Here is a 21,027-nt window from a genome sequence, read left to right on the forward strand (position 1 = left end):
TTTTTGCTGCGCCATTGCCATGAGATGACGGTGGTGACGCGCAATGTGGCGGATTTCACCGGGGCGTTGCTGAACCCCTGGCAGGGGTGAGACTGCGCCGGTGGATACCGGCGCGGGTAGGGCGGATCAGAAGGAGAGGGTGACGCCCGCGTAGTAGGCGCGGCCCGGCTCGTTGTAGGTCGAGGCACCGGAGTTGGCGCGATAGACACGCTTATCGAACAGGTTGTTGATGCCAGCGTTCAGGCGCAGATCCTTGATCAGGTCATAGTTCACGTTCAGCCCGACCACGGAGTAGGCACCCACTTCCGTATCGGCGATCGCCACGTGGTTTTCAGGCGTGGTGCGCGGCTTCTGGCGGCCATACATCGTCCAGTTGACGTTGGCGGAGAGCTTGTCGGTCGCCTGCCAGTCCAGCATGGTGTTGATGGTGTACTCCGGGATGATCGACAGCGGGTTGCCGGTCTCTTTGCTCTCCGAGGTGATCATGTAAGTGGCGTTGGTGCGCCACTCCAGCGAGTCGAGCACCGGCACCGTCAGGTTGCCTTCCAGCCCTTCCACCACGGCCTTGCCGCCATTCTCCCAACGCAGGATGTTATAGCCGTTGGATGCCGTGCCCACTACGTCGGTTCCGGCCACAATCTTGTTTTGGTAGTCGTTGCGGAAGTAGGTGATGCCCGCGTGGTAGCCGTTGTGGGAGAACTCCAGCCCGATCTCTTTGTTGACGCTCACTTCCGCATCCAGATCGTCATTGCCCAGCAGGTAGCAGTTGGCGGTGATGCCCACCGGGCAGCCATTGCCGCGCGTATAGAGCAGATACCCCTCGCTCGACTGGTAGAGGTTCGGTGATTTGAAGACCCGCGCGATGCCCGCCTTCAGCGTGAACATCTCGCCCAGTTCCTGTGAGGCGTTCAGGCTTGGGCTCCAGTTGGCGCCGAACTTGCTGTGATAGTCGAAACGCAGGCCGGGGATGAGGTGGGTGCCGGGCATGGCCTCGATGTTGTCCTCAACGTAGAGCGCGCTCAGTTCGTCGCTGTTTTTGCTGCTACGCTGGGACGGATCGCCCGAGACGCCGTCAATAATGACGCCAGACGCGCTGGTCGCCTGCATGGAGGCCGGATCGTCCAGTTGTTCGTGGTTCCACTCCGCGCCGAGCGTCATGGTCTGGTCAACCCACAGCGCGAGCGGCAGGATCAGCTCGCCATTGGCGCGGGTGTTCTCCAGTCGGCTGGTGCTGTAGTCGGTGCTGTTGATCATCCCCTCCACGCGCCCGGTGCTGCCCTCCTGCAAACGGGTGTTGTTGGTCTTCTCGTAGTAGACACCGACGCGCGACTGGCCCCAATCCCAGATGCCGTTGTGCGTGATGCCGTAGCTCTGGCGGTAGAGGCGGTTGGTTTCGTCGCCATACAGCGTGTCCACCAGCCCACCTGGGCTGAGGTTGCCGTTGCTGTACTGGGTGTCACCGGCGTAGATATTGCCCTGCCGGCTGTAGCCGTAGCTGAAGTCCAGGATCTGCGTCGGGGTGATCTTCCAGGAGAGCTGGGTGTTGATGTCTTTATTGCGCACCCCCTCGCGGCCCGCGGCATAGGAGCCGTTCTGCTGGCGGTTGATGTCGGCGGCATCGGCATCGGTCTTGTTGAGGTTGCCGTAGAGGCTCATGGTCAGGGCATCGCCAGCCAGCGGGCCGCTAAGGCTGAAGTTGGCGCGCTTGGTCGCGCCCTCTTTGTCATCCTCGGGCTGGTTGGTGAACAGCGACAGCGAGCCGTGCCAGTCATTGGTCGGCCGCTTGGTGATGATGTTCACCACGCCGCCCGCCGCGCCGGAGCCGTAGCGCGCCGCCGCCGGGCCACGCAGCACCTCAATGCGCTCGACCATCTCGGCGGGCACCCAGTTGGAGTCGCCACGGCTGTCGCGCTCACCCGTCCAGCTATAGCGCACCGCGTTGCGCGACGTGACCGGTACGCCATCGATCATGATCAGCGTGTTCTCCGGCCCCATGCCGCGGATGTCGATTTGGCGGTTATTGCCCCGGCTGCCGGTGGCACTGTTGCCGGTCAGGTTGACGCCCGGCATTTTGCGGATGATGTCAGAGAGGTCATTCACAGGCGGGTTTTTCTTGATGTCTTCGGCGGTAATGATGGAGACGCCGGGCTGCTGCTTCAACTCCTGCTCGGCGGTGGCCTGCACCGTCATCACCTCGCCACTTTCGGTCGGAGCCGCGCTGGACAGGGACTCTGCCGCATAAGCGTGACCGCTAATCAGCCCGGCCAGCAACAGTGCGCACGGCCGTAATCTGTAAGAATGTGTGGCGTCCATGAAGAAAAACCCCTTTTTTTATGTGAAATTGTAATTAAATGCTTATGGTAATGATAATTATTTTTATTTAAATATCAACACATGAAAACTCACAATTTCTTCACAATTTGGACAGGCCAGAAAGGGTGGGCAAAAAGCGCCGCTTTTTTCGCCTTCTTGTCGATTAGCCACTTAATAAATAACGCTATTTTCTGGACAAAAAGAGGCCTTTTCATGACGTAAACTATTCCACGCCTGCCAAAGCGATTGCAGCAAGTACGCTATTCATCCTGCACCTTCATCAGGTATTATCCAGGCAGGAACAAGAATAGTAATCATTACTATTTACAGTGATGTCCATTCGCTTAGGAGATGAAATGCGCTTACGTGTTGCCCTGTTTTCTTCTGCCGTAACGGCCGCCCTGGCTTTGGCGGGTTGTGATAGCGCGTCCAAAGACGCGGATGCCGCCCCCAAAATTACCCTCGAGCACGCGCAAGGCAGCACACAGGTGCCGCTGCATCCCCAGAAGGTGGTGATCCTTAGCCCGGCGACGTTGGACAATGCCGACGCCCTGCACATTAGCGTTGCGGGTGTGCCGCAGACTGACTCCCACCTGCCGCCTTTCCTGGCAAAATATAGCGGCGGCAGCTACCTGAACGCTGGCACGCTGTTTGAGCCAAATTACGAGGCGCTCAGCAACGCCAAGCCTGACCTGATCATCGCTGGCGGCCGCGCCCACGACGCTTATGACAAACTGAGCGCCATCGCGCCGACCATCGCGCTGGATGTCGATCCGCAGCATTTCACCCAGAGCCTGACGCAGCGCACCGAGCAACTGGCCTCGCTGTTTGGCAAGGAAGAGGAGGCGAAGGCGCTGCTCAGCAATTTCGACGCGCAGATCGCCGCGCTGAAGGCCAAATCCGCCAACGCTGGCTCGGCGATGGTGCTGATGATCAGCGGCGGCAAGATGTCCGCCTACAGCCCCGGCTCGCGCTTTGGCTTTGTGTTTGATGAGCTGGGCTTCAAGCCGGCCGCTAACTTCCCGCAGTCCGGCAAGCACGGCAACGTTGTCTCCTCGGAGTTCATCCTCAACGCCAACCCGGACTGGCTGTTCGTGATGGATCGTGACAACGCCATCGGCCGCCCGGAGGGGCAGTCCGCCCAGCAGGTGTTGGATAACCCGTTGATTGAGAAGACCAACGCTTGGAAAAACCAGCATGTGGTCTACCTTGACTCCGCGTCGCTCTACATCGCGGGCGGCATCCAGAGCTACAGCCGGATGATGGACAAGATCAGTGCGGCGCTGGACAGCGCAGGGCAGTGATGCGCGGCCAAACCTTGGGCTTTGCCGCCGGGTTGGCGCTGCTGCTGGCGCTGGCGGGATGCAGCCTGTTTATTGGCGCGGGCCATGTGACGCTGCAAAACCTCTGGTCTGACCCGGAGATGCGCGACATCTTTCTGGTGAGCCGCGTCCCGCGCACCCTGGCGCTGCTGCTGGCTGGCAGCGCCATGAGCGTCGCCGGGCTGATTATGCAGATGCTGACGCAAAACCGCTTTGTCGAACCCTCCATCGCGGGCACCACGCAGTCCGCCAGCCTGGGGCTGCTGCTGGTGATGGCGATCAATCCCGGCGCGCCGGTAATGGTGAAGATGGTGGTGGCGACGCTGTTCGCCCTCGGCAGCACGCTACTGTTCGTGCTGATGCTGAACCGGATGCGCATGAAGTCGCCGCTGATGGTGCCGCTGGCAGGCATCATGCTGGGGGCGGTGTTTAGCGCCGTCACTACCTTTCTGGCGATGAAGCTGGATCTGTTGCAGTCGCTGGGCGGCTGGGAGTCAGGGGACTTCTCCGGGGTGTTGCAGGGGCGCTATGAGCTGCTGTGGCTGGTTGGGGTGCTGACGCTGCTCGCCTGCCTGATTGCCGATCGCTTCACCGTCGCAGGTATGGGGCGGGAGTTCGCGGTCAACGTCGGGTTGAACTACGCGCAGGTGATGATGCTGGGCATGGCGATCATCGCGATGGTCAGCGGCGTGGTGGTGGTGGTGATTGGCGTGCTGCCGTTCCTCGGACTGATTGTGCCGAACATCGTCAGCATGGCGATGGGCGACAATTTGCGCCGCACCCTGCCGTGGGTCTGCCTGTGCGGTGGCGCGCTGGTGGTGCTGTGCGACATCATTGGCCGGCTGATCATCTACCCGTTCGAGATCCCGGTGAGCGTGATCCTCGGGGTGATTGGCGCGGCGGTCTTCCTGCTGCTGATTTTAAGGAGCCAACGCCATGCAGGCTGATTATGGCAATGCCCACGTGGCCCGCCCGGCGCGTGCGCCGCTCAGCGCGCCCGGTAAGCGACTGTGGGTGATGGCCGGGCTGGCGCTGCTGGCGGCGGCGCTGTTCATGACCTGGGGCATCGGCGGCAACATTGCCTACGTGCTCGGCTACCGGGGCCAGATTCTGGCAACGATGGCGCTGGTGGCGTTCGCCTCCGGCGTCGCGACCCTGCTGTTCCAGACCGTGACCAGCAACCGCATCCTGACGCCGTCAATCATGGGGCTGGAGGCGCTGTTCGTGCTGATGCAGACCCTGCTGATCTTCTTGATTGACGCCAACGGGCTGGCGATGCTCGGCGTGATCGGCAAGTTCCTCTGCGACACCCTGTTGCTGGTGCTGTTCTCAATGCTGCTCTACCGCTGGCTGCTGGCTGGCGCGGGCGTCAATTTGCACCGCGTGCTGCTGGTTGGGTTGGTGTGCGGCACCCTGTTCCGCAGCCTCTCCGGCCTGTTGCAACGGCTGCTGTCGCCGGGGGAGTTCGCCATCCTACAGGGGCGGATCTTCGCCACCTTTACCCGCGCCGCGCCGGAGCTGATCGCCCTCTCGGCGGTGGCCTGTGCGCTGGTGGCGGTTGCCATCTGGCGGATGCGCCACTGTCTGGATGTCATGGCGCTCGGGCGTGACACCGCCATCAACCTTGGCGTCAACTACTCGCGGCACGTGATGTGGGTGCTGCTGCTGGTGTCGCTGCTGGTGGCTATCTCCACCGCGCTGGTGGGGCCGCTGACCTTCCTCGGCCTGCTGGTCGCCAATTTGGCCTACCCGCTGGTGGCGTCGCACCAGCACCGCTACCTGTTGCCGGGGGTGTTTTTGATTGGCGTGATCACGCTGGTCGGCGGCCAGTTCATTCTCGAGCGGCTGCTGCATATGTCGGGCAGCCTGTCAGTGGTGATTGAGTTTGTCGGCGGTGGGCTGTTTATCTTCCTGTTAATCAAAAAGGCGGCGGTGTGATTGAGATCAAGGGCATCAGTAAAAAGTACCATCAGGCCCAGGTGCTGAAAGCGGTGACGGAGAGCATCCCGGCCGGCGGGGTGACGTCAATTATCGGGGCCAACGGCGCGGGTAAATCGACGCTGCTGTCGGTGATCAGCCGCCTGCTGACGCCGGACGCCGGGCAGGTGCGGGTCAACGGGCTGGACGTGGCGACCACCCCCGGCAAAACGCTGGCGACCACGCTGTCGGTGCTGCGGCAGGAGAACCACTTCACCAGCCGCCTGACGGTGTGGGATCTGGTCGGCTTTGGCCGCTACCCCTACTCACAGGGGCGGCTGACGGAGGAGGATCGCCGCCACATCCACACCGCGATGGAGTTCCTCAATCTGCTGCCGTTGAAAGATCGCTATCTGGATGAGCTGTCGGGCGGCCAGCGCCAGCGCGCTTATGTGGCGATGGTGCTGTGTCAGGACACCGAATATGTGCTGCTGGATGAGCCGCTGAACAACCTCGACATGAAGCACGCGGTGGCGATGATGAAACAGCTACGCCGCGCCGCCGATGAGCTGCGCAAAACCATCATCTTGGTGATCCACGACGTCAATTTTGCCTCGGCCTACTCTGACCACATCATCGCGATGAAAGAGGGGCAGGTGATCTACCGGGGCGCGCCGGCCACCATCATGCAGCCGGCGATTCTGGAGGAGATCTTTGACACCGAGGTCTGCATCGAGCAGGTGCAAGGGCAGTATGTGGCGGTCTACTACCGCTGAATGGGCGGCATAAAAAAGGCCAGCAAGCGCTGGCCTTTTTTTATGGCTGATGCTTAGCGCATCGTGACAAACTCTTCGGCGGCGGTCGGGTGGATCGCCACGGTGTTGTCGAAATCTTTCTTGGTCGCGCCCATCTTCAGCGCCACGGCGAAGCCCTGCAGGATCTCGTCCATGCCGAAGCCGATACCGTGGATGCCGACGATCTTCTCCTCTTTGCCCACGCAGACCAGCTTCATGCGGCACGGCTGGCGGTGCTGGGTCACGGCGGTGTACATGGCGGTGAAGGCCGACTTGTACACTTTCACCTCATCGGCACCAAACTTCTCAATCGCTTCCGGCTCGGTCAGGCCCACGGTGCCAATCGGCGGGTGGCTGAAGACCACGGTCGGGACGTTGCTGTAGTCCAGATGCTCTTCCGGCTTGTTGTTGAACAGGCGCTCGGAGAGGCGACGGCCCGCGGCCACGGCCACGGGGGTCAGTTCCACCGCACCGGTGTTGTCGCCCACGGCGTAGATGCCCGGCACGCTAGTGTTCTGGAACTTGTCCACCGCGATGTAGCCTTTGTGGTTGGTCTCGACGCCGGTCACGGAGAGGTTCATGTTGTCCGTCTCTGGCTGGCGGCCAATCGCCCAGACCAGACAGTCCACTTCCACGCTGGTTTCGTTCTCGAGGTGCAGGGTCAGGCTGCCGTCAGCGTTCTTCTCCACCGATTTCGGGATGGAGTCGGTGTGCAGGTTCGGGCCTTCTGCCTTCATCACTTCCACCAGCGTATCGACGATCAGCGGATCGAAAGTACGCAGCGGCGCGTGCTTACGCACGAACAGGTGGGTGTCGGCACCCAGCGCGTTCATCACACCGGCGATCTCGACGGCGATGTAACCCGCGCCCACCACGGCCACGCGTTTCGGCATCTCTTCCAGATCGAAGAAGCCGTCAGAGTCGATGCCATACTCGGCACCTGGGATCTGCGGGTGGCTCGGGCGGCCGCCGGTAGCGATCAGGATATGGTCAGCGGTAATCTTCTCACCATTCACTTCAACAGTATGGGCGTCCACGAAGCGCGCGTAGCCGCGGATCACGTCGACATTATTTTTGCCCAGCACGTTGTCGTAGGAGGTGTGGATACGGTCGATGTACGCGGTACGGTTGGCGACCAGCTTCTTCCAGTCAAAGGCGTTAACGGTGGTGTCGAAGCCGTAGTCCGGGCCATAGTTGTGAATCGCTTCAGCAATCTGCGCAGCGTGCCACATCACTTTTTTCGGTACACAACCCACGTTCACGCAGGTGCCGCCCAGCGCCTTGGCTTCAATGAGCGCGCACTTTTGGCCGTACATGGCTGCACGGTTGATCGACGCGATACCGCCGCTGCCGCCACCAATTGCAAGGTAGTCGTAATGTTTGGTCATCGAATGTGTTCCATCTGGGTGAGAAGAAAAATTGCCATAGAGTTTAACGCTACTCGTACAATCACCGCAAAGTTTGCGCCTATGATTGTGATAGGAAGAAAGTATTCATGATAGTTAATGTTGTTTGATGGGATGGACACTTCGCATGCGACTCACATTTCTCGGCACCTGTGCCGGCACCCCCAGCCTGCAACGCAATGTCACCGCCATCGCCCTGACGTTACGCAATACGCGCAGCGGCGGCACCTGGCTGTTTGACTGCGGCGAGGGCACCCAGCACCAGTTTATGCGCAGCCCGCTGAAACCGGGCAAGCTGGAGAAAATCTTCATTACCCACCTGCACGGCGACCACATCTTTGGCCTGCCGGGCCTGCTCACCAGCCGCTCGATGGGCGGCGTGGCGGAGCCGCTGACCCTCTACGGGCCAAAGGGGCTGCGCACCTTCGTGGAGACCAGCCTGGCGCTGAGCGGCTCGTTCGTCACCTTCCCGATGGAAATTGTTGAGATTGGCAGCGGGCTGGTGTGCGATGACGGCAAGGTCAAGGTCACTGCCTACCCGATGAACCACGTGATTGAGTGCTACGGCTACCGGATTGAGGAGCATGACAAGCCCGGCTACCTGGATGGCGAGCGGCTACGTGCTGACGGCGTGCCGCGTGGCGCCTGGTATCAGCGGTTGAAACTGGGGGAGACGGTGGCGCTGGAGGATGGCCGCGTGATTGACGGGCGGGACTATCTGGGGCCGCCCATTAAAGGCAAGTCGGTAGCCATTTTCGGTGACACCGCACCCACATCCATTTCCGATCTGATGGCCGACGGGGTGGACGTGATGGTGCATGAAACCACGCTGGAGGCGGCAATGGCGGAGAAGGCCAACGGGCGCGGCCACTCCACCACGGTGCAAGCGGCGACCGCCGCCCGGCTGGCGGGGGCGAAGCGCCTGATCGCCACCCACTTCAGCTCACGCTACAACTTCACGGATTGCCAGCGGTTGCTGGATGAGTGCCGGGCCATCTTCCCCCATACCGAACTGGCGCGCGATTTCGCCGAGTTTGAGGTGTAGGCCCGCGCCATCACTCCGGCACGATCCACTTCACCAGCGTGTGGCCGTTGCCGGAGGGCACCAGCACCTTGTGCAGCCACGGCAGCACGCTGTTCATCTGCTGCTCCAGCTTCCACGGCGGGTTGATGACGATCATGCCAGAGGCGGTCATGCCGCGCTGGTCGCTGTCCGGGCGCACCGCCAGCTCGATTTGCAGGATCCGGCGGATGCCGGTCGCCTCCAGGTCACGCGTCATGCGCTTGATCTGCTGGCGCAGCACCACGGGATACCAGAGCGCATAGGTGCCGGTGGCGAAGCGCTTGTACCCTTCCTGGATCCCCTTCACCACGTCCTGATAATCGGTCTTCAGCTCGTAGGGCGGGTCAATCAGTACCAGCCCACGGCGGGAGAGCGGCGGCAACTGCGATTTCAGTTGCTGGTAGCCATCGGCTTTCAGCACCTTGGCGCGTGGATCTTTCTGGAACTCGGAACGCAGCAGCGGGTAGTCGCTGGAGTGCAGTTCGGTCATGTGCAGCTTGTCCTGCTCACGCAGCAGGTGGCGCGCGATCAGCGGTGAGCCGGGGTAGTAGCGCAGCGTGCCGCTGCGGTTGAAGGCGCGCACCGCCTCCATGTAGGCGGTCAGCTCCGCCGGCAGGTCATCCCGCTGCCACAGGCAGGCGATGCCCTCCAGGTACTCACCGGTGCGCTCCGCATGTTCGCCGCTAAGCTGGTAGCGCCCGGCCCCGGAGTGGGTGTCCAGATAGAGGAAAGGCTTCTCCTTCTCCTTCATCGACTCAATGATCAGGCTCTGGACGGTGTGTTTCAGGACATCGGCGTGGTTGCCGGCGTGAAAGCTGTGGCGGTAACTAAGCATGGCGGTAATGGGTTCCGGTATTAAGGATGCGCGGCGACATCGGGCAAAAGCACTCGCCGCAACAGGCTGCCCAACGGGCAACAGGCGCGCTGGACGCGCCAGCGGGCGATAATGCAGGCCCCGCCGCACGGGCGGGGGGTGCAGGGCACAGTATAAACTGTCTCGCCACGAAAAAGGGAAAAGCCTGCACGCATCCTGCGAGACAGGTTCCAGGAAACGCGCGGTGGCGGCTATACTCCTTGCTATCACCCCCCTCCCGTTTACAATGCCAGCTCATTGGAACCCACTGACAAAGAGCAGGCTCATGGAGTTATTGCGTGTTGTTTTTCGCCAGTACCGCTGGCCCTTCCTGATGGTTATCCTTCTCAGCCTGGCGAGCGCCGCGCTGGGGATTGGCCTGATCGCATTTATCAACACCCGGCTGATCACCACTCTTGGCGGATCGCTCTCCGTGCTGCCTGAATTCCTTGGCCTGCTGGCGCTGCTAATGGCCGTGACGCTTGGCTCGCAACTGGCGCTGACCACCCTCGGCCACCACTTCGTCTACCAACTGCGCAGCGAGTACATCAAGCGCATCCTCGACACCCACGTCGAACGCATCGAACAGCTTGGCAGCGCCCAGTTACAGGCCAGCCTGAGCAGCGACATCCGCAACATCACGCTGGCCTTCGTGCGCCTGCCGGAGCTGTTGCAGGGGATGATCCTGACTGTCGGCTGCGCCACCTATCTGGCCTGGCTGTCGCCGAAAATGCTGGTGGTGACCGCGCTCTGGATCACCGTCACGCTGGTGGGCAGTTGGCTGCTGGTGGCGCGCGTCTACCGCCACCTGAGCAGCGTGCGCGAGGCGGAAGATGAGCTGTATAAGGATTACCAGACGGTGATCGACGGCCGCAAAGAGCTGACCCTCAACCGCGCGCGGGCGCGCCATGTGTTTGAGCGCCAGTATACGCGCAACGCGCAGGCGTACCGCCGCCACGTGATCCGCGCCGACACCTTCCACCTCAGCGCCGTGAACTGGTCGAACATCATGATGCTTGGCGCCATCGGCGCGGTGTTCTTCATGGCTAACAGTCTAGGCTGGGCCAACACCGCCATCGCCGCCACCTACTCCCTGACGCTGCTCTTTTTGCGCACGCCGCTGTTGCAGGCGGTGGGCGCGCTGCCGGTGCTGCTCAGCGCGCAGGTGGCGTTCCGCAAGCTGAAATCGCTGGAGCTGGTGCCGCACCAGCCCGGTTTTACCACCCCGGCGGCGCCCGCCAACTGGCAGACGCTGGAGCTGCGTGACGTGACCTTCCGCTATGCGCAGGGCGGCTTCACCATTGGCCCCATCAACCTGACGCTGCGCCGTGGCGAGCTGGTGTTCCTGATTGGCGGCAACGGCAGCGGCAAGTCAACGCTGGCGATGCTGCTGACCGGTCTCTACACCCCAACCGACGGCACCCTGTTGGTGGATGACCAGCCCGTGACGGCGGATAACCTGCCAGCGTTCCGCGCGCTCTTCTCGGCGGTCTTCACCGATTTCCACCTGTTTGGCGAGGCGTTGGGGCCAGCGGGTGAGGCACCTGATGCCTCGCTGGTAGAGGAGTGGCTGCAACGGCTGAAGATGGCGGAGAAGCTGGAGTGGAAGGCGGGGCGTATCACCAACCTGAAACTCTCCCAAGGGCAGCGCAAACGCGTGGCGCTGCTGATGGCGGTCGCCGAGCAGCGTGACATCCTGCTGCTGGATGAGTGGGCCGCCGATCAGGATCCGCAGTTCCGCCGCATCTTCTACCGCGAGCTGCTGCCCCAGCTGCACCGCATGGGCAAAACGGTGGTGGCGATCAGCCATGACGATCACTACTTCGAACATGCCGATCGCCTGCTGGAGATGCATACTGGTCACCTGCAAGAGCTGACCGGCCAGGCCCGCCTCGACGCGAGCCGTGACGCGGTGGCACAGATTGACCGAGTGCTGGCGCGCAGCGAGGTGCATTGATTTTCACTACACTTGGCCTCATGTTATGAGTCATTAGCCTTTTTCGCGGGGCGCTCGCGCGCCCTGACAGCCGGCCGGGCGACAGGCCCCGCCGGCCCACAACGACAACCAGGACTGCTTTATGACAAATCCTTTGCTGACGCCTTTTACCCTGCCGCCTTTCTCCAAGATCCAACCTGAACACATTGTGCCGGCGATGGAATCCGCGCTGGATGAGTGCCGCAAAACGGTAGAGCAGGTCGTGGCGCAGGGCGCGCCCTACAGTTGGGACACCCTCTGCCAGCCGCTGGCGGAGTCCGATGACCGCCTGAGCCGCATCTTCTCGCCCATCAGCCATCTGAACTCGGTCAAAAACAGCCCGGAACTGCGCGCCGCCTATGAGCAGTGCCTGCCGTTGCTCTCTGAATACAGCACCTGGGTCGGCCAGCACGCCGGCCTCTATCAGGCTTACCGCGACCTGAAAGGCGGCGAACACTTTGCCCGCCTGACCGGCCCGCAGCAGAAGGCGGTGGATAACGCCCTGCGTGATTTCGAGCTGTCGGGCATTGGCCTGTCGCCGGAAAAACAGAAGCGCTACGGCGAGATCTCCACCCGCCTGTCAGAGCTGGGTTCCACCTACAGCAACAACGTGCTCGACGCCACCATGGGCTGGAGCAAGCTGGTCACCGATGCCAATGAACTGGCCGGAATGCCGGAGAGCGCACTGGCCGCCGCCAAGGCGTTGGCCGAGTCACGGGAGCAGGAGGGCTACCTGCTGACGCTTGATATCCCGAGCTACCTGCCGGTGATGACCTACTGCGACAACCAAGCGCTGCGTGAAGAGATGTACCGCGCCTACGGCACCCGCGCCTCGGATCAGGGGCCGAACGCTGGCAAGTGGGACAACAGCGAAGTGATGGCCGAGGAGCTGGCGCTGCGCCACGAACTGGCACAACTGCTGGGCTTCCACTCCTATGCCGAGAAGTCGCTGGCGACCAAGATGGCCGAAAGCCCGCAGCAGGTGCTCGACTTCCTCCAGGATCTGGCGAAACGCGCCCGCCCGCAGGGTGAGCAGGAGCTGGCGCAACTGCGCGCCTTTGCCAAAGAGCACTATGGCGTGGATGAGCTGGAAGCCTGGGATCTCTCCTACTACGGCGAGAAGCAGAAGCAGCACCTCTTCTCCATCAGCGATGAGCAACTGCGCCCCTACTTCCCGGAGCAGCGCGTGCTGAATGGCCTGTTCGAGGTGGTCAACCGCATCTATGGCATCACCGCCAAAGAGCGCAAGGACGTGGACACCTGGCACCCGGAAGTGCGCTTCTTTGACCTGTTCGATGAGCAGGGCGAGCTGCGTGGCAGCTTCTACCTCGACCTCTATGCGCGCGACCACAAACGTGGCGGTGCCTGGATGGATGATTGCGCCGGTAGCCTGCGCCGCGCCAATGGCGAGCTGCAAAAGCCGGTCGCCTACCTGACCTGCAACTTCAACCGCCCGCTGGGCGACAAACCAGCGCTGTTCACCCACAACGAAGTGACCACGCTGTTCCATGAGTTCGGCCACGGCCTGCACCACATGCTGACCAAAATCGATGCCGCTGGCGTCGCGGGCATCAGCGGGGTGCCGTGGGATGCGGTCGAACTGCCGAGCCAGTTCATGGAGAACTGGTGCTGGGAGCCGGACGCATTGGCGTTCATCTCCGGCCACTATGAGAGCGGTGAGCCGCTGCCGCAGGAGATGCTCGACAAACTGCTGGCCGCGAAGAACTATCAGGCGGCGCTGTTCATCCTGCGTCAGCTGGAGTTCGGCATGTTCGACTTCCGGATGCACGCCGAATATGACCCGTCGAAGGGCGCGCAGATCCTGCAAACCCTGGCCGAGGTGAAGAAACAGGTGGCGGTCGTACCGTCGCCAAGCTGGGGCCGCTTCCCGCACGCCTTCAGCCACATCTTCGCCGGCGGTTACGCGGCAGGCTACTACAGCTACCTCTGGGCGGAGGTGCTCTCCGCGGACGCCTACTCCCGCTTTGAGGAGGAAGGGATCTTCAACCGCCAGACCGGCCAGTCCTTCCTGGATAACATCCTGTCGCGCGGGGGTTCCGAGGAGCCGATGGTGCTGTTCAAACGCTTCCGTGGCCGCGAGCCGCAGCTGGATGCGATGCTGCGCCACTATGGCATCAAAGGCTAACGTGTGAGCATCTGTCTACTCTGTGAAGAAGGCGCCGATCCCGGCGCCTTATCGCTTTTGGCGCAACGCTGGCAACTGCTCTCTGATGAAGAGGCGGTGATGGCGCTGGTGCTGACGCCGGAACGGCTGGAGCTGCGCAAGCGTGATGAGCCAAAGCTTGGTGCCATCTACGTCGATTTTGTCTCGGGCGCGATGGCGCACCGCCGCCGCTTCGGCGGCGGGCGGGGCGAGGCGGTGGCCAAGGCTGTCGGCATCAAGGGCAGCTACCTGCCAGACGTGGTGGACGCTACCGCCGGTCTGGGGCGTGACGCCTTTGTGCTGGCGGCACTCGGCTGCCGTGTGCGAATGCTGGAGCGCAACCCGGTGGTGGCGGCGCTGCTCGACGATGGCTTGCAACGCGGCTATCAGGATGCAGAGATTGGCCCCTGGCTGCGTGAGCGGCTGACGCTGCTGCACGCCTCCAGCCTGACGGCGCTGGCGGAGATTACCCCCCGGCCGGAAGTGGTCTATCTTGATCCTATGTATCCGCATCGGCAGAAGAGTGCGCTGGTGAAAAAAGAGATGCGGGTATTCCAGTCACTGGTTGGCCCGGATCTGGATGCCGATGGCCTGCTGGCCCCGGCGCGGGCGCTGGCAACCAAGCGGGTGGTGGTAAAGCGCCCGGATTACGCACCGCCGCTGGCGGGCATCGCGGCACAGGCCGCCATCGAAACCAAGTCCCACCGTTTTGATCTCTACCCCGGTACAGCCGCTGGCTGACCATCCACATATCTGCCGCACGCCTCCTGAGCCGCGGCATGTTTACCCATGCAGGACTCAACGCCGTGAAAAAGTTTCTCCTCACGGCATTTTTCTGTATGGTCTGCAAAGCTGCGGTTGAAAAAGCGCCAAATAAAGTGAGGGAATAGGTATGGCAGTCTATAGCATTGATGTAGTGGCCCAACTTTGCGGCGTAAACCCGGTGACGTTGCGCTCCTGGCAGCGCCACGGCCTGCTGAACCCCGGGCGTGATGAGGGGGGGCAGCGTACCTATACCGATGGTGACATCGCGCGGGCGCACATGATTTTGCACTGGGTCTCACGCGGCGTGCCGCTGACGCAGATGCGCGCGGTGCTCTCTGGCGATGCCCGGCAGGTTTCCCAAGGCTGGCAGGCGCAGCAAGAGGCGCTGCTCTACCATCTGGAGAAGCACCAGACCGCCAAACTGCGCCATCTGGTGTGGCGCTATGGACGCGAGGTGCCGGCGGAGAATCTGGTCAACGATATCCTGCGGCCCCTGCGGCTGTTCCTCGGTGCCAGCCGACGGCCAACGCTGCTGCAACAGTGCGCGATGCTGGACGTGGCGGTGATTGAGTACGCCAGCTTCTCGATGAACGGTGCGCGCAAACGCGCTGGCGCACCGGTGCTGCTGCTGGCCTGGCAGATGAAAGACAATCTGGAGCTGTGGCTGGAGGCGATACGGCTGGTGAGCGAGGGGCTGCGGGTGGAGCTGTTGCCCTATGCGCTGGCGGAGCCGGAGCTGGAGCGCTATGAGCACATCGAGCAGTTCTTTGTCTGGTCAGACAAACCGCTGGATGCCGTGCGGCAGGCGAAGTACAACGGCTGGCTGGAGCAGGGGATGGCGGTGACGCTGGTGGGCGGCGCGGCCAACACCGTCTGGCTGGCTCCGGCCAACAGCAGCGTGAACGAGCCGCTGCCAACTGCGGACAGCGTACTGCCCGAGGGCAATGACGACGAGCTGGCGGACTTAAGCGCCAGCGGCTAGACAAAAAAACGCCCGCATCGCGGGCGTTTTCTTTTCAGGACGCTTAGTCGTCGTCATCCTCATCCTGCAACGGGACGATCAGCATGTCGATATGGATGGTGTTGATCAGCTGGCGTGCTGAGGACATCAGCTTGCTCCAGAAATCCTGATGGTGGCCACACACCACCAAATCCACGTCGTACTTCTTGATCGCATCCACCAGCACCTGCCCCAGATCGCCACTGCCGCTCAGCGTCTCGGCAATCGGGTAGCCCGCATTGAGGGAGAGCTCCTTCAGGGCGTGGTGGGTCTCCTCTGAGATACGCTTTTGCATATCCCCCAAATTGACATCGATTAGGCCGGTGTAGAGATCGGAATAATTAACATCGACGTGGATGAGGGAGACTTTGGCATCGTAGGGTTTTGCCATTGAGACGGCCTTATCGACCAGGATCCTACTCTCCGGTGACAGGTCAACAGCAATCAAAATGTGTTTGTAAGCCATAAGCATACTCCTTCCATAAAGCCGGTTAAAAATCACTGGGTGAGTGCTGGCCGGCTCTTGCCGCTGGCCGCCTCGCCTAAATCGTTGTTGTTTTAACTGCCCGCACTGGTTCCGGTCGCGTCACGCGCCTCCCCATTCCCACCCGGCACGCCGCCAACACGTTGCGGCTAGGTGCCAGCCAAAGGGGAGTGACCACACTCCTCTGATGCGCTTTCCATGTGAAATATCAGCAGCATGAGCTAAGTATAGCCTCTCTGGCAACGTTCAGATTTTATCATCAATTCCCCGGCAAACCGGTGCCGTGCTCACAAGGGCGTGAGCGGGGTCACGTCTGGCTGTAAGCCGCGCCCCCTCGTGGCAGGGGGAATATGACCCAGGCCGGGCGACCCGACCCCGCTTGAAAATTATCGAATTGAAAAAGCGTATTGATTGGATAAATTGTTATTAACCGGGATGCCGTTACCCTTTTTCATTTTCTACACTGAAGAGGAGCCACCGCACGGCGTGTGCCGGAGCCGGTGGCTCAACACGGTGATCCAGGGGTGGGCTGGAACAGCCCCAGTATGTCAGGAAACAAAGCAGACGTAGGGCGAAAGCGCGCTGCGGCCGGCCTGCCGGCAGTGGGGCCGATCGCCTTGAGGGGGGATCATGATCAGTACCGTTGCGCTATTCTGGGCTTTATGTGTGGTGTGTGTCATCAATATGGCGCGTTACTTCTCCTCCTTGCGGGCGCTGCTGGTGGTGCTGCGCGGGTGCGATCCGTTGCTTTACCAATATGTCGATGGCAGCGGCTTCTTTACCTCGCACGGCCAGCCCAGCAAGCAGATCCGCTTGGTGCGCTATATCTATTCCCAACGTTATCTTGATCATCACGATCCTGAATTTATCCGCCGCTGCGCGCGGGTGCGAGGGCAGTTCATCCTGACCAGCTCCCTATGCGGGCTGGTGGTGGTCAGCCTGGTGGCGATGCTTATCTGGTATTGAGTCATTTTCAGGAGAGCAGGCAGTAAAAAAGGCGGCCCTAGGGCCGCCTTTTTATTGGGTCGCAGTAGCGTCAGATCAGCTTCAGCGCAATCCAGTAGAGCGTACCGGAGAGCACAATCGCGATCGGCAGGGTCAGAACCCACGCCAGCAAGATGCTTTTCACGGTTTTGCTCTGCACGCCGCCGCCATCCACAATCATGGTGCCCGCCACCGCAGAGGAGAGCACATGGGTGGTGGAGACCGGCATACCGGTGTAGCTGGCCACGCCGATGGAGAGGGCAGCGGTCATCTGCGCGGAGACGCCCTGGGCATAGGTCATGCCCTTCTTGCCAATCTTCTCACCGATGGTGGTCGCCACGCGCTTCCAGCCGAACATGGTGCCCAGCGAGAGCGCCAGCGCCACCGCAATGATGATCCAGACCGGCGCGTACTCAACAGTCGCCAGCAGGTCATTGCGCAGGTTGCCAAGGAAGCGTTTGTCCTCGGTGCTGGTGTTCGGCAGCTTGGCCGCCTTGTCAGCAGTATCCGCCACGCACATCAGCAGGCGGCGCATGTGGCTGCGCTCATCCACTGACAGCGCGCTGTAGCTCGGCAGGTTGGTCAGCAGCGTCTGTGCACGGTCAATCGCCACCAGCGCGCGGCTGCTGTCGCAGTGGAACTCACGCGGCGTGTCCGGCAGCGTCTCTTCCGGCGTCGGCACCAGCGGCGTCTGCGCAGCGACGTGCGGCAGGGCATCCGGGTGCTGCTGGTAGTACTGCTGCAGGTGCGTCACCGCGTCGCGGGTGCGGGTGATGTCATAGCCGGTGGCATTCATGTTGACCACGAAGCCCGCCGGGGCGACACCAATCAGCACCAGCATGATCAGGCCAATGCCCTTCTGCCCGTCGTTGGCGCCATGCGAGAAGCTGACGCCGATGGCGGAGAGGATCAGGGCGGTACGCGTCCAGAACGGCGGCTTCTTCTTGCCGTCGGACTTTTCGCGCTCTGCCGGGGTCATGTGGATGCGGCGGCGCTTCTTGGTGCTGCTCCAGTAGCGACGCAACACAAACACCAGCGCACCCGCCAGCCCCATGCCGACCAGCGGCGAGAGGATCAGCGACAGGAAAATGCTGACCATCTTCGGAATGTTCAACGCATCCACCACGGAGCTGTCCGTGACGATGGCGTTGGTCAAACCGATGCCGATAATGGCGCCAATCAGGGTGTGTGAACTGGAGGCCGGCAGGCCAAAGTACCAGGTGCCGAGGTTCCAGATAATTGCCGCCAGCAGCATGGAGAAGACCATTGCCAGGCCATGGGCCGATCCTACGTTCAACAGCAGATCGGTGGGCAGCAGGTGGACGATGGCATAAGCAACACTCAGGCCGCCGAGTATTACGCCAAGGAAGTTGAAAAGACCCGCCATCACGACCGCAATCTGCGAGCGCATGGCACGGGTGTAAATCACAGTGGCCACTGCGTTGGCTGTATCGTGGAAGCCGTTAATGGCTTCGTAGAACAGGACAAACAGTAGCGCGAGGACTAACAACAGGCCGGTATGAAAATCCAGCCCAGCGAACAGATGTAGCATAAGCGTTACGCCAGTTGGTGGTCATGAACGCGGCGCATTATCCGCGAGAACAGGGTGCATCGGAAAGAGAAATATGACCGTTTTACGACAAAAAAACCGTCCAAAGGGCGCATTTTGTTGAAAAAACGATATAAAATCATCGTGTTAATAAGACTTACGTTTATTAACTTTTCGTTACTCTGGAACTTGATGCCGCTGGGGCATACAATTCGCCGCCTGAATCGCCAGCCTGAAATTGCCAGCACACCTTTATATGTAGCAGATCTTTCAGGTATGGCCCGGCCGTAAACGCTATTTATTACAGAGGTATTGCAGTGGAACAGTTTGATGTGGTGGTGATCGGTGCCGGCGCGGCCGGTATGTTTTGTGCCGCGCTGGCGGGACAAGGCGGCCGCCGGGTTCTGCTGCTGGACAATGGCAAGAAGGCGGGGCGCAAGATCCTGATGTCCGGCGGCGGGCGGTGCAACTTCACCAATATGTACACCGAGCCAGCCGCCTACCTGTCAGAGAACCCGCACTTCTGCAAATCGGCGCTGGCGCGCTACACCCAGTGGGATTTCATCGATCTGGTCAACCGCCACGGCATCGCCTACCACGAAAAGACCCTCGGCCAGCTCTTCTGCGACGACTCGGCGCAACAGATTGTCGATCTGCTTCTGAAGGAGTGTGAGCAGGGGCAAGTGACGCTGCGGCTGCGCAGCGAAGTGCTGGCGGTGGAGCAGGGCGAAAATGGCTTCACCCTGTCGCTCAATGGCGGGCAGGTCAGCGCTGGCGCGCTGGTGGTGGCGACTGGTGGCCTGTCGATGCCGGGCCTTGGGGCCACGCCGTTCGGCTACAAGCTGGCGGAGCAGTTTGGCCTGAAGGTATTGCCGACCCGCGCCGGGCTGGTGCCCTTCACCCTGCACAAGCCGCTGCTGGATCACCTGCAAACCCTCTCCGGCGTCTCCGTGCCGGCCGTGGTGACGGCGCAAAATGGCGTCTCGTTCAAGGAGAGCATCCTCTTCACCCACCGCGGCCTCTCCGGCCCGGCGGTGCTGCAACTGTCGAGCTACTGGCAGCCGGGCGAGAGGGTGAGCGTCAACCTGCTGCCGGGGGTGGATCTGGCGGCCCACCTCGACGCCGAACGGCTGGCGCACCCGAACCAGAGCCTGAAAAACACCCTGGCGCAGCTGTTGCCAAAGCGGCTGGTGGAGTGCCTGCAACTGCTGGGGCAGTTGCCGGAGGCGACGCTGAAGCAGCTCAACGCACCACAGCAGGCGGCGTTGGTGGAGAGCCTGCAAGCCTGGCAGGTGCAGCCTAATGGCACCGAGGGCTACCGCACCGCCGAGGTGACGCTGGGCGGTGTCGATACCCGCGCGCTCTCCTCCAAAACCATGATGGCAAACGAGGTGCCGGGCCTCTACTTCATTGGCGAAGTGATGGACGTCACCGGCTGGCTTGGCGGCTACAACTTCCAGTGGGCGTGGAGCAGTGCCTGGGCCTGCGCGCAGGCACTGATCGCCGGACGCTGATCTCAGGTGGTGCCGTCGGGCGTCAGGCGGGCGATCAGCAGATCGCGCAGCGCCCGCACCTTGGGCAGCCCCTCACGACGCTTTAGCCACACCAGATTCATCGGCAGGCCATCGGTGGCCAGCGCTGGCAGCACCTCCCGCAGCGTTCCCTGATCCAGGTGGCGCTGCACCAGCCAGCGCGGCAACTGCGCAATGCCGTAGCCGTGCAGCACCGCCTGCACCTCCCCTCGCCATCCCCGACCGCGATGCGCACCGGCAGCGCTCGCCGCTCGCGGTCGCCGCTGTGGCGGCCCGTGAAATGCCAGGGGCTGACGCGGCCATCCTCCTCGCCATACCCGACGCAGTGGTGTTGCGCCAGATCGCGCGCACTGAGCGGCGTGCCATGCTGCGCCAGATAGGCGGGCGAGGCGCAGAACACCAGCCGCTGCGCGCCGAAAAAGCGGTGGCCGAGCGCCGCCGGCCAGGCATCTGGCCCGCCGATGCGCACTACGATGTCAATGTCCTCCTGCACCGGATCGACAAAGCGATCGGTAAAGGAGATGTGTGGCTGCAGCCGTGGGTAGCGTTGCGCGAACGTCAAAATCAGCGGCAGCACATGCAGCCGGCCATAGGAGGCCGGCAGGTCGATGCGCACCCGGCCATGCGGCTCGCGATCTTCCGCCGTCAGCGCCAGCTCCGCCTCCTCCAACTCCGCCAGCACCGCCGCGCAGGTGCGGTAGTAGCGCGTGCCAGCCTCGGTCAGGGCGAGGGTGCGGGTAGTACGCTGGAACAGCGCCTTGCCCAGCCGCGCCTCCAGCCGGGCGACGCTCTTGCTGACTGCCGAGGGCGTCAGGTTCAGTCGCGCCGCCGCCGCCGCAAAACTGCCGCCATCCGCCACGCTGACAAACACATGAATGCCCTTTAGCCGGTCTGGTGAAAACATCG

General features: G+C 61.9%; 18 protein-coding genes. 11 read left to right on the forward strand and 7 right to left on the reverse strand.

The features are described from left to right. Positions 1 to 126: 126 nt before the first annotated feature. On the reverse strand, positions 127 to 2,313 hold the full coding sequence (locus ACK3SD_RS00535; protein WP_481126427.1) for a TonB-dependent siderophore receptor: 2,187 nt from the start codon (positions 2,311 to 2,313) through the stop codon (positions 127 to 129). Between the two features lie 356 nt (positions 2,314 to 2,669). Between ACK3SD_RS00535 and ACK3SD_RS00540 the strand changes: the two genes are divergently transcribed. The 4 genes from ACK3SD_RS00540 to ACK3SD_RS00555 are packed head-to-tail and all read left to right on the forward strand — an operon-like array spanning position 2,670 to position 6,328. Beyond that, positions 2,670 to 3,617: a siderophore ABC transporter substrate-binding protein gene (locus ACK3SD_RS00540; protein WP_481126428.1), complete on the forward strand. Its 948-nt coding sequence runs from the start codon at positions 2,670 to 2,672 to the stop codon at positions 3,615 to 3,617. Next, positions 3,617 to 4,582, forward strand: a complete 966-nt coding sequence (locus ACK3SD_RS00545) for an ABC transporter permease (protein WP_137761814.1) — start codon at positions 3,617 to 3,619, stop codon at positions 4,580 to 4,582. The genes ACK3SD_RS00540 and ACK3SD_RS00545 overlap by 1 nt, the downstream gene beginning before the upstream one ends. Then, a complete protein-coding gene (locus ACK3SD_RS00550) occupies positions 4,572 to 5,573 on the forward strand; it encodes an iron chelate uptake ABC transporter family permease subunit (protein ID WP_481126429.1) in 1,002 nt (333 codons plus the stop codon). The genes ACK3SD_RS00545 and ACK3SD_RS00550 overlap by 11 nt, the downstream gene beginning before the upstream one ends. Then, complete coding sequence (locus tag ACK3SD_RS00555) at positions 5,570 to 6,328, forward strand: iron ABC transporter ATP-binding protein (RefSeq protein ID WP_481126430.1); 759 nt, start codon at positions 5,570 to 5,572, stop codon at positions 6,326 to 6,328. Before ACK3SD_RS00550 ends, ACK3SD_RS00555 begins: the two co-directional genes overlap by 4 nt. 53 nt (positions 6,329 to 6,381) lie before the next feature. Here the strand turns inward: ACK3SD_RS00555 and gorA are convergent, their stop codons facing one another. Beyond that, a complete protein-coding gene (gene gorA, locus ACK3SD_RS00560) occupies positions 6,382 to 7,734 on the reverse strand; it encodes a glutathione-disulfide reductase (protein ID WP_481126431.1) in 1,353 nt (450 codons plus the stop codon). A 145-nt stretch (positions 7,735 to 7,879) separates the two neighbouring features. On the opposite strand from gorA, the gene rnz reads away from it, so the two are divergent. Next, positions 7,880 to 8,797, forward strand: a complete 918-nt coding sequence (gene rnz / locus ACK3SD_RS00565; RefSeq protein ID WP_481126432.1) for a ribonuclease Z — start codon at positions 7,880 to 7,882, stop codon at positions 8,795 to 8,797. A gap of 10 nt (positions 8,798 to 8,807) precedes the next feature. On the opposite strand, the gene ACK3SD_RS00570 is transcribed toward rnz, so the two are convergent. Beyond that, positions 8,808 to 9,650, reverse strand: a complete 843-nt coding sequence (locus ACK3SD_RS00570; protein ID WP_137761818.1) for a 23S rRNA (adenine(2030)-N(6))-methyltransferase RlmJ — start codon at positions 9,648 to 9,650, stop codon at positions 8,808 to 8,810. A gap of 304 nt (positions 9,651 to 9,954) precedes the next feature. Here ACK3SD_RS00570 and ACK3SD_RS00575 point away from each other — a divergent pair, with 304 nt between their 5' ends. From ACK3SD_RS00575 to ACK3SD_RS00590, 4 genes are all read left to right on the forward strand, one after another. Then, positions 9,955 to 11,625, forward strand: coding sequence for a multidrug ABC transporter permease/ATP-binding protein (locus ACK3SD_RS00575; RefSeq protein WP_481126433.1), 1,671 nt, complete (start codon positions 9,955 to 9,957; stop codon positions 11,623 to 11,625). 121 nt (positions 11,626 to 11,746) lie between these two features. Beyond that, positions 11,747 to 13,789, forward strand: a complete 2,043-nt coding sequence (gene prlC / locus ACK3SD_RS00580; protein WP_481126434.1) for an oligopeptidase A — start codon at positions 11,747 to 11,749, stop codon at positions 13,787 to 13,789. 3 nt (positions 13,790 to 13,792) lie between these two features. Further along, positions 13,793 to 14,548 carry a 16S rRNA (guanine(1516)-N(2))-methyltransferase RsmJ gene (gene rsmJ / locus ACK3SD_RS00585; protein ID WP_481126435.1) on the forward strand — a complete coding sequence of 252 codons (756 nt, stop codon included), beginning with the start codon at positions 13,793 to 13,795 and terminating at the stop codon, positions 14,546 to 14,548. A 151-nt stretch (positions 14,549 to 14,699) separates the two neighbouring features. Next, positions 14,700 to 15,554, forward strand: a complete 855-nt coding sequence (locus ACK3SD_RS00590; RefSeq protein WP_481126436.1) for a MerR family transcriptional regulator — start codon at positions 14,700 to 14,702, stop codon at positions 15,552 to 15,554. A 43-nt stretch (positions 15,555 to 15,597) separates the two neighbouring features. Here the strand turns inward: ACK3SD_RS00590 and uspA are convergent, their stop codons facing one another. After that, entirely contained in the window at positions 15,598 to 16,038 is a 441-nt protein-coding gene (gene uspA / locus ACK3SD_RS00595) for a universal stress protein UspA (protein WP_137761823.1), read from the reverse strand. A gap of 648 nt (positions 16,039 to 16,686) precedes the next feature. Between uspA and uspB the strand changes: the two genes are divergently transcribed. Continuing rightward, positions 16,687 to 17,022, forward strand: coding sequence for a universal stress protein UspB (gene uspB / locus ACK3SD_RS00600; protein ID WP_137761824.1), 336 nt, complete (start codon positions 16,687 to 16,689; stop codon positions 17,020 to 17,022). 70 nt (positions 17,023 to 17,092) lie between these two features. On the opposite strand, the gene pitA is transcribed toward uspB, so the two are convergent. Then, positions 17,093 to 18,592: an inorganic phosphate transporter PitA gene (gene pitA / locus ACK3SD_RS00605; RefSeq protein WP_481126437.1), complete on the reverse strand. Its 1,500-nt coding sequence runs from the start codon at positions 18,590 to 18,592 to the stop codon at positions 17,093 to 17,095. A gap of 314 nt (positions 18,593 to 18,906) precedes the next feature. Here pitA and ACK3SD_RS00610 point away from each other — a divergent pair, with 314 nt between their 5' ends. Next, on the forward strand, positions 18,907 to 20,103 hold the full coding sequence (locus ACK3SD_RS00610; protein WP_481126438.1) for a BaiN/RdsA family NAD(P)/FAD-dependent oxidoreductase: 1,197 nt from the start codon (positions 18,907 to 18,909) through the stop codon (positions 20,101 to 20,103). Positions 20,104 to 20,105: 2 nt separating this feature from the next. Here ACK3SD_RS00610 and ACK3SD_RS00615 read toward each other — a convergent pair whose 3' ends face one another. Together ACK3SD_RS00615 and ACK3SD_RS00620 are read right to left on the reverse strand one after the other, a co-directional pair. Continuing rightward, positions 20,106 to 20,273 carry a hypothetical protein gene (locus ACK3SD_RS00615; protein WP_481126439.1) on the reverse strand — a complete coding sequence of 56 codons (168 nt, stop codon included), beginning with the start codon at positions 20,271 to 20,273 and terminating at the stop codon, positions 20,106 to 20,108. Next, on the reverse strand, positions 20,201 to 21,025 hold the full coding sequence (locus ACK3SD_RS00620) for a LysR family transcriptional regulator (RefSeq protein WP_481126440.1): 825 nt from the start codon (positions 21,023 to 21,025) through the stop codon (positions 20,201 to 20,203). The genes ACK3SD_RS00615 and ACK3SD_RS00620 overlap by 73 nt, the downstream gene beginning before the upstream one ends. Between the last annotated feature and the right edge of the window lie 2 nt (positions 21,026 to 21,027).

It is taken from the genome of Chimaeribacter sp. YP20170169 (assembly GCF_056739715.1).

What these genes read in the sequence shown, in the direction of transcription:
- ACK3SD_RS00535 (WP_481126427.1), bottom strand. Translation starts at nt 2,313, where the DNA reads ATGGACGCCACACATTCTTACAGATTACGGCCGTGCGCACTGTTGCTG.
- ACK3SD_RS00540 (WP_481126428.1), top strand. Translation starts at nt 2,670, where the DNA reads ATGCGCTTACGTGTTGCCCTGTTTTCTTCTGCCGTAACGGCCGCCCTG.
- ACK3SD_RS00545 (WP_137761814.1), top strand. Translation starts at nt 3,617, where the DNA reads ATGCGCGGCCAAACCTTGGGCTTTGCCGCCGGGTTGGCGCTGCTGCTG.
- ACK3SD_RS00550 (WP_481126429.1), top strand. Translation starts at nt 4,572, where the DNA reads ATGCAGGCTGATTATGGCAATGCCCACGTGGCCCGCCCGGCGCGTGCG.
- gorA (WP_481126431.1), bottom strand. Translation starts at nt 7,734, where the DNA reads ATGACCAAACATTACGACTACCTTGCAATTGGTGGCGGCAGCGGCGGT.
- rnz (WP_481126432.1), top strand. Translation starts at nt 7,880, where the DNA reads ATGCGACTCACATTTCTCGGCACCTGTGCCGGCACCCCCAGCCTGCAA.
- ACK3SD_RS00570 (WP_137761818.1), bottom strand. Translation starts at nt 9,650, where the DNA reads ATGCTTAGTTACCGCCACAGCTTTCACGCCGGCAACCACGCCGATGTC.
- ACK3SD_RS00575 (WP_481126433.1), top strand. Translation starts at nt 9,955, where the DNA reads ATGGAGTTATTGCGTGTTGTTTTTCGCCAGTACCGCTGGCCCTTCCTG.
- prlC (WP_481126434.1), top strand. Translation starts at nt 11,747, where the DNA reads ATGACAAATCCTTTGCTGACGCCTTTTACCCTGCCGCCTTTCTCCAAG.
- ACK3SD_RS00590 (WP_481126436.1), top strand. Translation starts at nt 14,700, where the DNA reads ATGGCAGTCTATAGCATTGATGTAGTGGCCCAACTTTGCGGCGTAAAC.
- uspA (WP_137761823.1), bottom strand. Translation starts at nt 16,038, where the DNA reads ATGGCTTACAAACACATTTTGATTGCTGTTGACCTGTCACCGGAGAGT.
- uspB (WP_137761824.1), top strand. Translation starts at nt 16,687, where the DNA reads ATGATCAGTACCGTTGCGCTATTCTGGGCTTTATGTGTGGTGTGTGTC.
- pitA (WP_481126437.1), bottom strand. Translation starts at nt 18,592, where the DNA reads ATGCTACATCTGTTCGCTGGGCTGGATTTTCATACCGGCCTGTTGTTA.
- ACK3SD_RS00620 (WP_481126440.1), bottom strand. Translation starts at nt 21,025, where the DNA reads ATGTTTTCACCAGACCGGCTAAAGGGCATTCATGTGTTTGTCAGCGTG.